Genomic DNA, 15,040 nt, shown 5'->3' with positions numbered 1-15,040 from the left:
CTTTTCTGGTCGGAACCCCCTAAGCCGAGTTTTCAAGGTGCTGCGCCGTCCACTTGGTTTTCGAGACTGGCCTTTTAATTCTAACGTAAAGCCAACCTAGAACGGCGGGGTTTCAGACCCAAAATTTCCGATGAACTACTTGACTAAACCTTTTGACTCCATAATAGAAATAAGTTTCGTCAATTTCACAAGCGAAAGCTTTTCGATTCAGGATATTGGCAGCTAAAGAGGCACTGAAAAGCCCCCCAAATGGTTCCCAAACCACATCCTGTTCCTCACTTGAAGCTTCAATAATTAATTTCATCAGATCCAGTGGCTTTTGATTTAAGTGAACAGCTTTACCATCCTGAGACTTAATTCGTTCATCATCGCGCAAAGCTGAACGATCCCAAACATTTGTAAAACCATGAGGGCAATTAAATTTAGAGCGCATCTTCTCCCACTCTTTACCTGTTAAAGGACGCTGGCCATTTTTAGAAAAATAGGGTTTTCCCTCTGGGTTTCCGTGTTCGTTGGCATAGAAAACTAATTTTTCAAACATTTCGGGTGGGGGAAAATACCATAAATGTCCTTGGTCAAAATATTTTCTTGTTGCCGCATCTGCAACACCACAAGCTAAATTAGCTTGACGCAAAGGTAAGCCCGATCTTAACCATTCCTTTCGGAGCCATTCTTTAAGTGTTAAGTCAGCAATTTTGACTTCTCTAACGTATTGGACGCAAACCTCTGTAACCACCGGAAAACGCCTTATTTTTTCTGTGTTGACATTACCTGCAATATGACCTTTTCCTTTATTCCATATATTACAATTAACATATCGCCAACCAAATTTCTCAAGTATTGGATGTACCACAGCCCAGCCAATTTCTGAGTTCCAAAACCAAAGAGTTGTATTTGGCAAGGCCAACTTAGACCAAGCTTCCACATGAGGTTCATACCATTCAGGTAAGTCAAGATGATCTGATGTATCACCTTCAAATCCTAAAAGACCGTAGCCTCCGTCTGAGATTATTACTATAGGTTGTTCCCAAGAATCATAATGTTCAATGCTATTACCAAGACTCAGACTAACACTGCTGTTATTCCAAGCTGAAAAAGCTAGTTTCTCAGTAAGTTGGACAGTTTTGCCGCGCCCAACAGTGCTTGTTGCTTTATTCTTTTTTATACTTGCCAGGCTATGGGAAGGCTCAGGTATATCCATGGATTTTTTTATCGTCTTATAAACAGGATGAATATCAATACTCTATCCTGTTTTAGGATATTTGGCTACCCCATAAACCAATGACCTAGAAACTTAGCCTAAGACTACCAAACTTTCTATCTTCTCGCTCAAGTTTTCCCGGTCAACTTGATCAAAGTTTTTTTGTTTTAACAGAGTGATTGTTTCGTTCAGCCAGCCAGCATAATCGGTTTTAATTAGCATAAAACCTCTGGATTTTATGAGTTTGAATTTCCCTAGAAAATAACCAATTATTTACAGCATTTCTCATAAAGATGAAGTATAATTTGAGCGGACATCGTCCCAGATTTGACCGTCTTCTAAACCCACTAACAAACTTTTAAAGATAATTTTATCGCCAAACTTTTTTCTGTAAAATCTGACTAATTTCTTGGGGAAAAGGACAATCATCGGGAAAGTTAAAAGATTGATAATCTGGGCTATCTCGCAAGCTTTTTAAAGCCGTGGCATAGCAATCTAAAAATACTTGCTCCCAGTAGGGTTTTAAACTAGGAGAATCGCTCAAAAGTTCTTCTAGTTCCCGTTGACTGCGCCTCATAGTTTCTTGCCAACCTCGATAATCCTCAACGTAATCAGTATAGCAAAGTTTGAGGCAGTGTTCTAAGATGGTGGTTAACCGGTTGCGGAGTTCACGTTTTTGACTTCTGCCCAAACTTTCTATCTCCTCGATCAAGTTTTCCCAGTCAACTTGATCAAAGTTTTTTTGTTTTAACAGAGTGATTGTTTCGTTTAGCCAGCCAGCATAATCGTTTTGAATTAGCATAAAACCTCTGGATTTTATCAGTTTTAATTTAGATAAAAAATAACCAATTATTAATTACAATAAACTATCCATTAAAGTGAGAATTTCGGAGATATTTTCGCCACTAGAATTGTTTTTTAGATGGTTTTCTAAAAGTTCCTTGAGAGCAACCAGTTTCAGACTATTTTCCGCCAAAGTATTAGCGATCGCAGGAGCAGCCAGCAGATAACCCGTAGCGCCTAAATCCATTAAAGCAGAACGACGCAGCTGTAATTCTTCCCCTTGCAAGGCATTAATCAGAATATCGCCATAGTGGGGGTTAGCCGTGAGTTGATAGAGGGCGCGGGCAGCCGCATAACGCACTTTTTCGACGAAATGCTTTAAAAACGGTTCAATGAGGGGAATCGCTTCCGTCGCTTGCAGGGTTCCCAATGCCTCGATAATCGCTTCGTAGGGTTGGACTAAATGGGGTTTTCCCGCCACTAAAACGGCCACTTCGATGCCACCCTCTAATAGTTTCTTTAAAGGTGCGATCGCGCTTCGATCCTGAAGCATTTCCAATGCCTGGGCAGCCGATTCGCGCACATAATAATCTTCACAGTCGAGACAGGCAATCAAAGCGGGAAGACAACTGAGATCATCTAATTTCCCTAAAGCACTGGCGGCATTGCGTCGCAGGGGATAACCGCCATCGGGAGTGCGATCGCTTTCGTCCTCTAAAGCGGCAATTAAGGCCGAAATCGCCTCCGGTTGACGAACACGAAATCTACCCAACCACCAAGCGGCATAATAACGCGCCCCTAGGTCTTCTCTTTGCTGGATATTAGCGATCGCTTGTTCAACAGTATAGGCCGGATTGTCGACGGGAGGAGAGTAAGAATCGCTCATAGACAAGTGAAAATGGGTGTTGGGTGTTGGGGTGTTGGGTGTTGGGTGTGGGGTGTGGGGGGATGGGGAGAATAAATAAAACCTGTCTCCTGTCTCCTGTCTCCCGTCTCCTGTCTTCTGTCTCCTGACTCGGAGAATACTGATAACCGACTCAGTTTTTCATAGTTGCTGTGCCATTGCCAATACCAGAATAAATTAAACCCCGTTGAGCATCGAGACTAATGATCACCCCTTCGCGGATAATTTTCGTGGCATCTTTAACCCCGACAATCACAGGAATACCCAATTTTAAACCGATAGTAGCGGCGTGATTATTCATCGCGGTATCTTCGGTGATAATTCCGCCAGCTTTCCGCATCATATCCACATATTCGGCGCTGGTGGTGGGAACGACTAAAATCTCCCCACTACTAAAACTACCCACTTCTCGGGCATTATGGGCTACTCGCGCCCGGCCACTAGCCACACCCTGGCCGATACCCGTACCCTTGCCCAAAAGGGATTTTACCACTTCCACCTTAATTAAATCCGTGGAACCGGCCACCCCTTGCAGAGTTCCCGCCGTCATCACCACTAACTCACCATCCGCTAGGAGGTTATTTTCCTGGGCAAGATTCATCGCCACTTGAAAAGTTTGGCTAGTGGAGGGTAAATCGAGCAATAACATCGGTTTTACGCCCCAAACTAGCTGTAACTGCTGTGCCACTTCTCGATGGGGAGTAACGGCTAAAATCGGGGTTTTGGGGCGAAATCGGGAGACATTACGGGCAGTAGAGCCGGTTTTTGTCAGGGTAATAATTGCCGCTGCCCCCAATTGTTCGGCAATTTGACTGACTGCCGAGGAAATAGCGTTAGGAATCGATTGTTTATTGTTAGAGCGAGCGGCACTATTGATCTGTTCCCGTTCGATCCTTTCGGCAATGCGGGCCATGGTTGCCACCGCTTCGATGGGATAATGACCCACAGCCGTTTCATTGGAAAGCATGACCGCATCAGTGCCATCTAAAATCGCATTAGCCACGTCCGAAACCTCGGCGCGGGTGGGACGAGGATTACTGGCCATACTGTCAAGCATTTGAGTGGCGGTGATAATCGGGATGCCTAGCTGATTAGCGGTATTAATCAGGCGTTTTTGCAGGATTGGCACGTCTTCGGCTGGTAATTCTACTCCTAAATCCCCCCTAGCCACCATAACACCATCACAGAGGGATAAAATTTCCTCCATTTCCTCGATCGCCTCGTGTTTTTCAATTTTAGCGATCACGGGGATAGATTTACCCGCACTGGCGATTAATTCTTTAATTTCGAGGATATCTTGGGGATTACGCACAAAACTAAGGGCGATCCAATCCACATCCCACAGCAGTCCGAACATTAAATCTTTTTTGTCCTTATCGGTTAAAGCTTTCACCGACAGATAGACGTTGGGAAAATTTACCCCTTTATTACTGGATAAGACACCCCCAACCACCACGCGACAGGACAGGTCTCCTTTCAAACGATCCACTGATTCCACCCGCATTTCGACTTTACCATCATCGAGGAGAATTCTCGAACCTTCTGGGACTTCTTGGGCCAGCGAGGGATAGCTAATGGAACTTATTTCCTGATTACATTCCACATCCCTAGAAGTAAGGATAAAGGGTTCCCCTGGTTTCAGGGTAATCGACCCACAGGCAAATTTACCTAAGCGAATTTTTGGCCCCTGTAGATCCTGAAGGATGCCAATGGGTTGATTGAGTTCAAAGGCTAACTGACGGATCAGATTAATGCTGTGACGATGGTAATCGTGATCGCCATGGGAAAAGTTTAATCTAAATGTCGTCGCCCCCGCCTTGATCATCTGACGTAATGTTTCCTTATTTTGCGAGGCTGGGCCAATCGTGGCCACAATTTTAGTGCGACGGGGGAAAGACAGAGAGTGCATAGATAAGCAACTAAATAGGCGAAGTAAATATAGCAGCGTTTGGGACGCTCCGATCATCTTCTCATAAATGGTTATATCCAGTGAAAAGTTAAAAGCAAAAAAACGGTGAGATCTATAAATCCCACCGTTCTTATTTACCAAGTCCGTCAACTCAGCTTAGAAACGGAAAGTTGTCCGGAGGACACCGACAAAAATGGTGTCGTTATTACGGTTGTTAGCATTGAAGATCGCATAGGCACCGGGGGTAATCAGGATGTTTTTGGTGACTGGGAACTTATACTGAGCTTCTACCATGTAAGAGGTGCTGCTTTCTTTATCGGAACGGGGCACTTGACCACCACCTAAAGAAAACGCCGCACCTTCGGCAAAGAGGTCGAGAACGGAGAGGTTAAGGTTCCAAGACCAGATACCAGTGTTATTGTCTCCGATCGCATCATTAACTCCCGTGGCCGAAGCATCGGCGTAACCAGCCCAGCCCGCTAGATTTAAGACTCCTGGGATAACTTGGGCGCTCGCCTGAAGACCGAAACGGTTAGCAGTAGTACCAACGTTACCGAAGGGACGCTCGGTGAGAGGGCTGCTGACGTTACCGAATAAACCAGAACTCATACTGGCTGCAGTTTGATAACTGTAAACGTAAACGAAGTTAATATCGGCAAATTTGATGAAGGAGAAACCAACCTGAGCACCCGCACTGTAGGAACCGTTAAATAAACCGCTACCAGGGTTAGGATTGCTGGCACCATTAGTCCCACCCTCGGCTAGGTAGGTTCCCGTAACTTGGAAAACATCGCCAATGTTGAATCTGACCCCAGCACCAACACCGGAAGGACCACGGAAAACGATGTTATTGTAGCGTTGACCGCGGGATAAAGCACCTGTACCGCTATCGGCGAGGAAGGGGTTAGCAGTGATGAAAACGTCATCTAGGTTTAACTGGTTAGCACCAACCCAAACGGTGATGTTACCGAAGGGAGTGCCGATGGGAGCGCGGTAGAACAAGTCATCGATGGTTATGTCATTGTCCCGGCCATCATCGTATGCCAGACGGGTCATGTTGGTTCTCGTCGGACCGTTTTGGTTGAAAGTGGTGTTAAAGTTACCCGCTTGTAAACGGGTTCTCAACAAATCTTTACCGGTGAAGCTGGTTTCAAAGTTGAGTCGTACCCGATTATTAAATACTGTTTGAGTCTGATCTTGATTGCTGCCATCAGTCACCGTACCGTTGGTATTGGTAATGGAAGCTTGACCCCCCCAGCTATCGGCGATACTGAAGATGACCTCGCCTCTGAGTTTGGTGGTGGTAGAAAATTGATTGTTTTCCAAGAAAGCAACGCGCTGTTCAAGGTTATCTACTCTAGCTCCTAAAGCCGCTAGTTCGGTCTCAAATTCTTGAACAAGACGTTTTAATTTATCGATATCTTCTCTGAGTACCCCGACACCATCTTGAATTAAACGTTCCATGACGTTTAAACAAGCGTTTAAACCTGCGGCAAATTCCCAACGAGTGGTGGCACGATCACCGCGGAAGGTACGGTCGGGAAAACCCACGATACAACCGTAACGTTCCACAAGACTTCTTAATGCCTCGTAGGCCCAAGCGGTGGGAGATACGTCCCGCAGTTGGTTAACGCTAGTCACCTGGGACATGGAACCCTGATAAACACCCGTATTAATCTGCTGACTATTTTGGGCGCGTTGAATGCGATCAAGTTGTTGTTGCGCTACTGGATCAACCTTGAGTTGAGGTGTACCAGGCATAGTTTGAGCCACTGCGCTGCCAGCAGCCGCTACGGAAGCACCTAATACTAAAGGAGTTACCTTTACTAAATTCTTGAATAGTTTTGACATGGGTCAATCCTCACACCTTATTTTATGGATTGAGTGGACTATGAATACAAACAGACTATATATTTTAGCCTGGATCATACTCACATTCTATGCTAATTCCCTCTTGCCTAGGTTAAGTTAATTTTATCATATGACAGAAAAATTTCTGTCTGATCTTACTTAGATTGGTACTTACGCACTTTACCAATTCACCATCAGCTACATCAATGAAAATCCCTCCTTTCAGACTTTTGGCGATTAACTTCCCAACGATAGCGATCGCTAAAAAGTGATCAAGAAATCACGTTAAAATGCCCGAAACCCACATATCACATTTATTTAATCCTGTCAATAGGCAAAACCTAAAGATTTTGTTAAAATCTCAGCCGTCAGCCTTTTCAGTTATCAGTTATCAGCTTCTGAAGGCAAGAGGCAACAGGCAACAGGCAAAAGACAGAATCTGACAATTCTCCTACCTAAAAAGAAGGTTAGAAACTAAGCACATCAAAGCTTTTAGCTTAACCAATCAGGCCTTAGATTCGTCCCTTGTTATCAGTGATCAGTTTTCAGTTCACTGATTACTGATTACTGTTTACTGTTTACTGATCACTGATAAAATCTCCCCACTCCCCTAACAATAGTTGTGTGAACGAGGGTGGTTAATATATTGCTAGACTTTGGGGTTAGAATATAGCTCGATGCCTAGAGTTAAAAACAGCAAGATTGCTGCTGAAAGCTGACGGCTAATAGCTCACCGCTATAGATAAAGACTCGATTCTTGAATTTAAGCACCGAGAAGGGAGATAAAGATGGTCAATTTTGGGCTGAATTCGGCCAGTATCTTGGGAATTTTTCTGGCAGTGGCCGGAGCTGGGTTATACTTCCTGCGCTCGGTGCGGCCGGAACTTTCCAGGGATCATGATATATTTTTTGCCGCCGTTGGTTTACTGTGCGGTTTGATTCTACTTTTTCAAGGGTGGCGACTGGATCCGATTTTGCAATTCGGACAATTTTTGCTGACCGGGGCAGCGGTGTTTTTTGCCTTCGAGACGGTAAAATTGCGGGGTTTAACCACGGAACAGGCCCGCCGCGGCACGTCTTTTGTGGATGAACGTCCTGTGAGTCGGGAATATCGGGCCGAATTAGAACCCCTCGACACCTACGAACCGGAGGAACGTTACGAAGATAATCCCCGTTTACGCGGTTACGATGATCCCCGCTCTTCCCGCACTTCTAGTTATCAGGACGAGGAACCCCGCAGCACCCGCACCCGTCGGCCGGCCGATCCTAGCAGTCGCAAAACGGCTAATCGTCGTCCCCGCAATAGTTCCCCCACTAGCGATCGAGATGTTTATGATCAGCGCCGTAGCGGTGATGATTGGGAAGAAACCAGTCCCCGTCCCCGTCGTCGTCCCGCTAGTGAAGAGACGAGCAGTAAACCGCCCCGCACTAGCCAAAAACGTCGTCCTCGCCCAATAATTGAGGATGATCCGCCATTTAAAGGGGAATACGTCGATTATCAACCGATCGATCCTAACGATACGAGCGATCGAGAAGATTGGGAGAGACCGGATAATAGTGAACGGGAGTCGAGTAATGATAATCCGACTAGGTTTGATTATTAAGGAGTAGGTCCGATGACCAAAGCTCCCTTTTTACTGTTTATCTGCTTGTTTTTAGGGGTTATAGGCGGTTGTAATCTCAATAACCCCGGTTTCTCTACAGGAACCCTAAATAGTCGCTATAATGACGAAAAACCTGCCCTGAGCGGTGATGGTCGTTGGCTTGCTTTGCTGTCTAATCGCCGCGGTAGTAATCAGATGCTGCTTTATGATTTGCAGACAAAACAATACCAGGCCCTAGGGGGATTATATACGGGTCAAGAAATTACCGATAGCCCCAGTTTAAGCCAAACGGGGCGTTATCTGGCTTATGTGGTGATTATTGAGGGTCGTCCCGTCATCGCTTTATATGACCGCATTACCGATCGTTCTGAGTTATTGAGTCAAAATTATCGCGGTTGGTTGCGAAATCCCCGTCTTAGTCCCGATGGTCGTTATCTTGTCTTTGAGTCCGCTCGTCGGGGACAATGGGATGTGGAGGTTCTTGATCGCGGTCCGAATATCGAGTTAGATATTGCCGATGGCAGTCCCGTTGACAGTCCCAAACCGTGAAACGTTATTTTTTTATTAGTCTTGTTGCTGTAATTAGTTTGTTAACTGGATGTGCGGGTTATCCCAGTTTATTGTCTTTTCCTTTCGATCGAGGGGGGAGAACTTTAAACAGTGCTGCTAGTGAATTAACTCCCTATCTTGCCTCTCGCTATCTCGTTTTTGCGTCCGATCGCAATGGTTCCCAAGCTATCTATCTTTTTGATGCCATCGATCGCCGTTTACTGCCTTTACCCGGACTAAATTCTCTCGATCAGATCGCTTCTAGTCCTTCCATTAGTGAAGATGGTCGTTATATCGTTTTTACTGCTAGTCGTCAGGGAAAAACGGCTATTTATCTGTACGATCGACAAACTCAACAGAGAAGGGAAATTGCTCCCGATCTGCTCGCGGAAGTACGCAATCCGATCATCAGTGCCGATGGTTCTAAAGTGGCTTTTGAAGCGGCAAAAAATGGGCAATGGGATATTATGATTTACGATCTATCCGGACGGGTATTAGTCAATGAAAATCAGTGATCATTAGACCTCTTATAAAAATCAAAAATTGTTGTTAGGGTTAGGAGTCAGTAGCCAGTAGCCGGTCGTCAGGAGAATTAAGAATGAATAATAATCAACTGAATGGTCTATTTAAGGATTTTGTGCAATTTAATCCTTATTTTTGCCGTTTTTGAAACCTCAAAAACTATCTTAAACCCATAGCTTTTAGTCGATGTTCTAGAAATTGTTTTCCCTGTTTTTCCCCGTCAGCAATCAGACGCTGGATATTGGCAGGAGAGCGATCGAGTTTACTTTCGTAGTTGAGACTATGGGCTAATTCCGCCGACATTTCGATCATGGGAATATGGTAATCCTGATCGGGATCTTCCGGGAAAGATTTAGGAATTTTTAATGGTTCTGTTAATCCGATCTCGCTCAAAAATTCCTCTTTAAAGGCTCCTTTGAGAAATAATTGATTGAGAAAGTCAATCTGATCGAGACCTTGAAATAGGGAAACATTGCCTTCTAATTCATTACGGCGATCAGCAATATCATCGGATTGCACGGGGATCTTATCTCTAGAGGTGGGATTAATTTTAATTACCCAAATTTCATCGGGAATATTTTCGATTCCAACAAATTCACGGCGAATTAAAGAACGGATGGGGGGATTATCGGAAAATAGTCCATCCCAGTAGGCCATAGTTTCAATGGTGACGGCAGGAAAAATGTTAGGAACACAGGCAGAAGCTAGGATATGTTCAATTTTAACCGCTTCCTCGCGCGAGTTAAATTTACTTAATTTTCCTGTCAGGACATTACAGGCCCCCATTAATAAAATTGGTGGTTCTGGTTTAGCTCCCCAAGTGGCTAATTCCGAGAAATCAATATGCGCTCTTAGTAACTGATCAAAGTTGGTAAAGCGACCGCGTAAACCGTAGGTAGCTAGGGAAAATAAGGTTTTAGTAATTGGAGAGGAAGGACTGAGATTATACTGGGGAATTAATCCTTTGCTGGCTAATTCTAGAGCTTTAATAGCTGAGTCATTAAATAGCTTTTCTTGGGGAGTTTGAGTGCTATTATCTTCCCAAAAATCAATCATTCTTTTCCAAACGACGCTATCACCTTTTTTGAGAGCATACCAGGTGAAAAATGCACAGATAGCACCGCCAGAAGTACCACTGAGACTGACAATATTAAAGTAATCTTGCACTTTATTGTCAAATAATGCTTTCAAGGCACCGGCAGTAAAAGCAGTTTGACTACCACCTCCCTGACAAGCGATCGCAATTTTGGCTTTCATAAATATCCTTTGAATGGCTTCTATCTAAGTCTTAGGGCTTTAATTTAAGGTTAATTGAAAACCTAGAATCAGAGCCAAAAATATAGAAATTTTTCTGATTTTCAGAAGAGCTGCTCGGTAGATGTTGCCATCACTTCTAGAAAAGGATAGGATTTCAAGGGAATTGTCTAGGTAATTAGCTGAAGCCATCAGCCTGCGGCTATATCCAAGCGATAATAACTAGAAAAATGGAAAAACTGATAACTGATAACTGATAACTGATAGATTAAATCACCGTCCCGTCGGGAATAGTGGCATTTTTGAAAATAACCACGATGCCGCTGCGAACATAGAAACCTAAATCTTCGCGATTAGCTTCTTCCACACGATCCTTGTTAACAATTAAAACATTGGCACCAATGCGAGCATTTTTGTCCACAATTGCCCGACGAATAGTGGAACCGGGGCCGATACCCATGGGAACTTTGCCATCTCGGACGAGACTTTCCCGTTCGGGGAAAGACTCATAAAAGTCCGATCCCATCAGCATTGTATCCTCGATCGTGCAGTCTTTGCCGACTCGACTACGAATACCTAAAATCGAGTGATGGATGCGACATTCTTTGAGAATACAACCTTCAGAAATCATCGATTCTGTCACCGTACAATTGAGCATTTTTGTGGGTGGCAGATAGCGAGAACGGGTATAGATGGGGGCTTTTTCATCGTAGAAACTAAAGGCGGGATTGGGTTGTTGGGTCAAGGCGAGATTAGACTCATAAAAGGCTTCAATCGTCCCGATATCTTCCCAGTAACCCTTAAATAAATAAGCCTGAAGATTGTAGTCTTTAGCCGCCGAGGGAATAATTTCCTTGCCGAAATCGGTCTGTTCTTTATTGGCATCGAGCAGATCGATTAAAACATTCTTTTTAAAGACATAAATTCCCATGGAAGCGATGTAGGGACTTTGACGGGCCTGGTCGGGACTTAAGCCTAAAATCGTCGTATCTACCCGCATTCTTTCCAATTCTGCCCCTTTGGGTTTCTCATAAAAATCGACAATTCGCCCCGAATCATTAATTTTCATCACCCCAAAAGCGGAGGCCCGACGTTCATCGATGGGAACCACCGATAAAGTGATATCGGCGTTAGTTTCCCGATGGCGTTCGATGAACTTGCTGTAGTCCATGCGATAGAGATGATCTCCCGAGAGAATTAGATATTCATCGATATCCCAATCCTTCATCGTCCAGATGTATTGTCGTACCGCGTCGGCCGTGCCTTGGAACCATTGAGGATTTTCCATGGTTTGTTGAGCGGCCAAAACTTCCACGAAACCATCACTAAAACCCGTAAAATTATAGGTACGATTGAGGTGACGATTGAGGGAAGCGGAATTAAATTGCGTCAACACATAGATTTTGTCAATCTGGGAGTTAATACAATTGCTGACGGGAATATCGATTAAGCGATATTTTCCCGCTAGGGGGACGGCAGGTTTTGCCCGCAGTTTCGTTAACGGATAAAGGCGAGTTCCAGCCCCGCCACCTAAGATAATAGCTAATACTTTTTTCACGCGCGTAACCCTCGCGATTGGCTGTTTCCTTCTCAAAGTAAGTGTAGGATGATAGCGCACCTTATTGATAGAGGGGAAACAAAAATCTAGATCTAAAAGTCATCAAGAGGGAATTGATCGGAGTCTTTGCGGATAAATTCGCTAAAATCATGAATTTTTGGGCTAAATCATTAATATTCACCTTTTTTATCCCTTTACCGTACCTAATGCCCGCCACGGTGACAGGCGATCGCTGTTCTTGGTTAGCCCAAGGTTCCGATGTACAGACTTTCGGTAAACAGGGACAAAGCGGAAAAGCTGGCAAGGTCGGCGGCCAAGGCAAAAATAGTGACAGTTTAACCCTTTTTCTCGATGGTTCTCCCCTAAAACTCGATATTTCAGGACAAAAAGGGGTCGATGGTGAAAATGGCAGCAATGGCAGCGATGGCAACTGTAGCGGTCAACCGGGCAACGTAACCAGAAATCTCCAGGCGGCCGGTGGTGGTAACGGTGGCAATGGGGGTGATGGGGGTGATGGGGGCAATGGCGGCGCTTTAACCCTCTATGCCACTAATTTAGATTTTTTAAGACAAGTAACGGTCAATGCAGCCGGAGGCGCTGGGGGTTTTGGGGGTCAGGGAGGCCAGGGGGGCAAGGGTTGTCGCTGTTCCCAACCCTTCTGGACAATTCAAACCTGCAGCGGTAGGCCGGGTGATGCCAATTATAGCTGTACCACCAGAGAATTTAGCTGTCAGGATGGTCTCGATGGGGCGACGGGTAATAGTGGTCGTAACGGTCGCGAGGGTCGTTTAGGACAGTTAACTTTAATTCAAATCGATCGCCCTTTAACTGCCGATCAACCGAGCGCAACTGTTCCCCTTTCGGAGTTAAAAGAACGGGGTTATATTCTATCTAAAAATAGTTGGGAAACTCGCACCGGGGCAGTGTCTTTATTTGCCCCCGGTTCCCTGATCGATGATCAATATCGGATTTTAGTAGATCGATCGGAACGTTCTTTTATTTTAATTTGGAATGCCCCCCAAGAGTTTAACCGGTTTACTAATCAGCGTTTTACTTTAACCCTCGATGATCAAAAGGAAATGAAGGTAACTGTCCCCAGTGACCTCTGGATCGAGGGAACCACTCAAAAACGCAATAATGTTACGGAATTTGTCGTTTATAATGCTGTTTTTGAACGAGATGTCACCCAATTAGAAGCAAAAGGTATTACAGGAAATGGTACTGATTTAAGGCTTTTTCTCGAAGATAAAGCTTCCCAATCGAATTTAATCGGCACTAAATTTAAAGTGCGTTATCGCGTCACTCGTTGGCAAGCAGACGACCTGCAAACCAGTCCCAGAACTGATTTTGTCACTCGCTATGAAGGAGATATGCCCGCTAATTTGATCCGACAGGAGGGTAATCAATTTATTCTCGATATCGGTCAATTACCCTTACCTGTGGAATCTTTGCGATCGGGTACGGGGATAGAAATTGAGTTACTTGCTACTCGTTCTTTTGCCGGTTATTCCAAAGAACAAAAACTCGTCATTCGCGACACGATTAAAGGGGCAAATATCCCACGGAGGTAAGTCAAAAAAGCTCCCTTGTCCTTTCTCCGGCGCAGTCTTAACGAGTAATTTAGATAGTCAACTTAAGTAGCTGGTTATAATTAAATTAAAAATAGATTTTAGGTTCGATCCCCCCTTAGTCCTAGGGTTGATTCATAGTAGGGTTGATTCATGAATCAACCCTACCCTTAGTCCCCCCTTGATAAGGGTGGTGTCTGATAATTTTTAACGCCTACCTACTTACCAAAAGGCTCTAAAATATGTTGAGAGGAAGACCGGTTCTTCTCTGGGGAAACCAGGAGAATGTCCCGATCAGCGATCAATGGCTACCCTGAAGGAGAAAATCAAGGGAAAGATGGGCAATATTTTAAGTGTGGCGCCGATGATGGATTATACCGATCGCCATTTTCGCTATTTTTGGCGACAAATTAGCCGTCGTCCCCTTCTCTACACGGAAATGATCACGACGATGGCGATTCAACACGGCGATCGCTATAAGTTGCTGGGGTTTTCCCTAGCAGAAAAACCTCTCGCTTTGCAGTTAGGGGGTGATAATCCCTATCTTTTGGCAGAATGCGCTAAAATAGCCGAAGATATGGGTTATGACGAGGTAAATCTCAATGTGGGTTGTCCTAGTTCTCGGGTAAAAGAGGGCAATTTCGGCGCTTGTTTGATGGCTAACCCGGAATTAGTCGCGAGGGGAATATCGGCAATGAATCAAGCTGTATCGATTCCCGTGACTGTAAAACAGAGAATTGGCATTGATCATCAGGATAGTTACGAAAATATGGCGAATTTTGTCCGTATTGTCGCAGATGCCGGTTGTCAACGTTTTACCATCCATGCGCGGAAAGCTTGGTTACAGGGATTAAGTCCCAAGGAAAATCGCACCGTTCCCCCCCTGCGTTACGATGATGTTTATCGCCTAAAAAATCAGTTTCCCCATTTGTTTATTGAAATTAACGGCGGTATCATTAATTTAGAACAGGCTAGACAACATTTACAATTAGTAGATGCGGTCATGATCGGTCGGGCAGCCTACGATAATCCCTATTTATTTGCCACAGTCGATCGAGATTTTTATGGGGAATCGGTTACTCCTCCTACCCGGGAAGAAGTAATCAAAAAAATGCTTCCCTACATCGATGAATGGGTGAGTAAAGGTTATAAATTACACCAGATCAGCAAACATCTTTTACAGCTTTTTGCCGGTCAGCCCGGAACTAAGGGCTGGAAGCGTTATATTAGTGAAAATAGCCATTTTCCTGGGGCCGATTCCGGGGTAATCTGGCAAGCTTTAGAGCAGGTAAACTCCCTAAATGATCTAGCTAATCTGTCAGCTTCCCATTGATTTA

12 protein-coding genes and 1 pseudogene are annotated in these 15,040 nt (G+C 44.6%); 5 read left to right on the top strand and 8 right to left on the bottom strand.

Annotated features, from left to right (window positions below):
• Window positions 1-112: 112 nt before the first annotated feature.
• The 6 genes and pseudogenes from IM500_RS04995 to IM500_RS04970 all read right to left on the bottom strand — a co-directional run bounded on the left by IM500_RS04995 (window position 113) and on the right by IM500_RS04970 (window position 6,648).
• Complete coding sequence (locus tag IM500_RS04995; RefSeq protein WP_190717871.1) at window positions 113-1,201, bottom strand: DNA methyltransferase; 1,089 nt, start codon at window positions 1,199-1,201, stop codon at window positions 113-115.
• 108 nt (window positions 1,202-1,309) lie between these two features.
• Window positions 1,310-1,423 (bottom strand): annotated as a pseudogene (locus IM500_RS04990) (DUF29 family protein); the annotation flags it as partial.
• A 148-nt stretch (window positions 1,424-1,571) separates the two neighbouring features.
• Window positions 1,572-2,003: a DUF29 domain-containing protein gene (locus IM500_RS04985; RefSeq protein WP_287737866.1), complete on the bottom strand. Its 432-nt coding sequence runs from the start codon at window positions 2,001-2,003 to the stop codon at window positions 1,572-1,574.
• 54 nt (window positions 2,004-2,057) lie between these two features.
• Window positions 2,058-2,870 (bottom strand): C-phycocyanin alpha-cysteine-84 phycocyanobilin lyase subunit CpcE, encoded by an 813-nt coding sequence (gene cpcE, locus IM500_RS04980; RefSeq protein ID WP_190723542.1) that lies wholly within the window; start codon window positions 2,868-2,870, stop codon window positions 2,058-2,060.
• Between the two features lie 151 nt (window positions 2,871-3,021).
• On the bottom strand, window positions 3,022-4,797 hold the full coding sequence (gene pyk, locus IM500_RS04975; RefSeq protein ID WP_061432800.1) for a pyruvate kinase: 1,776 nt from the start codon (window positions 4,795-4,797) through the stop codon (window positions 3,022-3,024).
• Between the two features lie 156 nt (window positions 4,798-4,953).
• Window positions 4,954-6,648, bottom strand: a complete 1,695-nt coding sequence (locus IM500_RS04970; protein ID WP_190723544.1) for an iron uptake porin — start codon at window positions 6,646-6,648, stop codon at window positions 4,954-4,956.
• Between the two features lie 788 nt (window positions 6,649-7,436).
• Here IM500_RS04970 and IM500_RS04965 point away from each other — a divergent pair.
• Genes IM500_RS04965 through IM500_RS04955 form a run of 3 tightly spaced genes read left to right on the top strand, consistent with a single transcriptional unit; the run spans window position 7,437 to window position 9,316 of the window.
• Window positions 7,437-8,252 carry a Ycf66 family protein gene (locus IM500_RS04965; protein ID WP_190723547.1) on the top strand — a complete coding sequence of 272 codons (816 nt, stop codon included), beginning with the start codon at window positions 7,437-7,439 and terminating at the stop codon, window positions 8,250-8,252.
• A gap of 12 nt (window positions 8,253-8,264) precedes the next feature.
• On the top strand, window positions 8,265-8,801 hold the full coding sequence (locus IM500_RS04960) for a TolB family protein (protein ID WP_190723549.1): 537 nt from the start codon (window positions 8,265-8,267) through the stop codon (window positions 8,799-8,801).
• Window positions 8,798-9,316, top strand: coding sequence for a TolB family protein (locus IM500_RS04955; RefSeq protein ID WP_002761947.1), 519 nt, complete (start codon window positions 8,798-8,800; stop codon window positions 9,314-9,316). The genes IM500_RS04960 and IM500_RS04955 overlap by 4 nt, the downstream gene beginning before the upstream one ends.
• Before the next feature lie 166 nt (window positions 9,317-9,482).
• Here IM500_RS04955 and IM500_RS04950 read toward each other — a convergent pair whose 3' ends face one another.
• Both IM500_RS04950 and IM500_RS04945 read right to left on the bottom strand, forming a co-directional pair.
• Window positions 9,483-10,580 (bottom strand): patatin-like phospholipase family protein, encoded by a 1,098-nt coding sequence (locus tag IM500_RS04950; protein WP_190723551.1) that lies wholly within the window; start codon window positions 10,578-10,580, stop codon window positions 9,483-9,485.
• Window positions 10,581-10,845: 265 nt separating this feature from the next.
• A complete protein-coding gene (locus tag IM500_RS04945; protein ID WP_061432804.1) occupies window positions 10,846-12,135 on the bottom strand; it encodes a glucose-1-phosphate adenylyltransferase in 1,290 nt (429 codons plus the stop codon).
• A 206-nt stretch (window positions 12,136-12,341) separates the two neighbouring features.
• Here IM500_RS04945 and IM500_RS04940 point away from each other — a divergent pair, with 206 nt between their 5' ends.
• Window positions 12,342-13,706, top strand: a complete 1,365-nt coding sequence (locus IM500_RS04940; RefSeq protein WP_190723622.1) for a collagen-like protein — start codon at window positions 12,342-12,344, stop codon at window positions 13,704-13,706.
• Between the two features lie 334 nt (window positions 13,707-14,040).
• Complete coding sequence (dusA, locus tag IM500_RS04935; protein ID WP_190723623.1) at window positions 14,041-15,036, top strand: tRNA dihydrouridine(20/20a) synthase DusA; 996 nt, start codon at window positions 14,041-14,043, stop codon at window positions 15,034-15,036.
• Window positions 15,037-15,040 lie beyond the last annotated feature (4 nt).

The sequence above is a fragment of the Microcystis sp. M179S2 genome, from assembly GCF_020245805.1.
Classification (GTDB): Bacteria; Cyanobacteriota; Cyanobacteriia; order Cyanobacteriales; family Microcystaceae; genus Microcystis; species Microcystis aeruginosa.
Note: the sequence above shows the minus strand (reverse complement) of the source record. Positions and strands in the feature narration are given on the sequence as shown.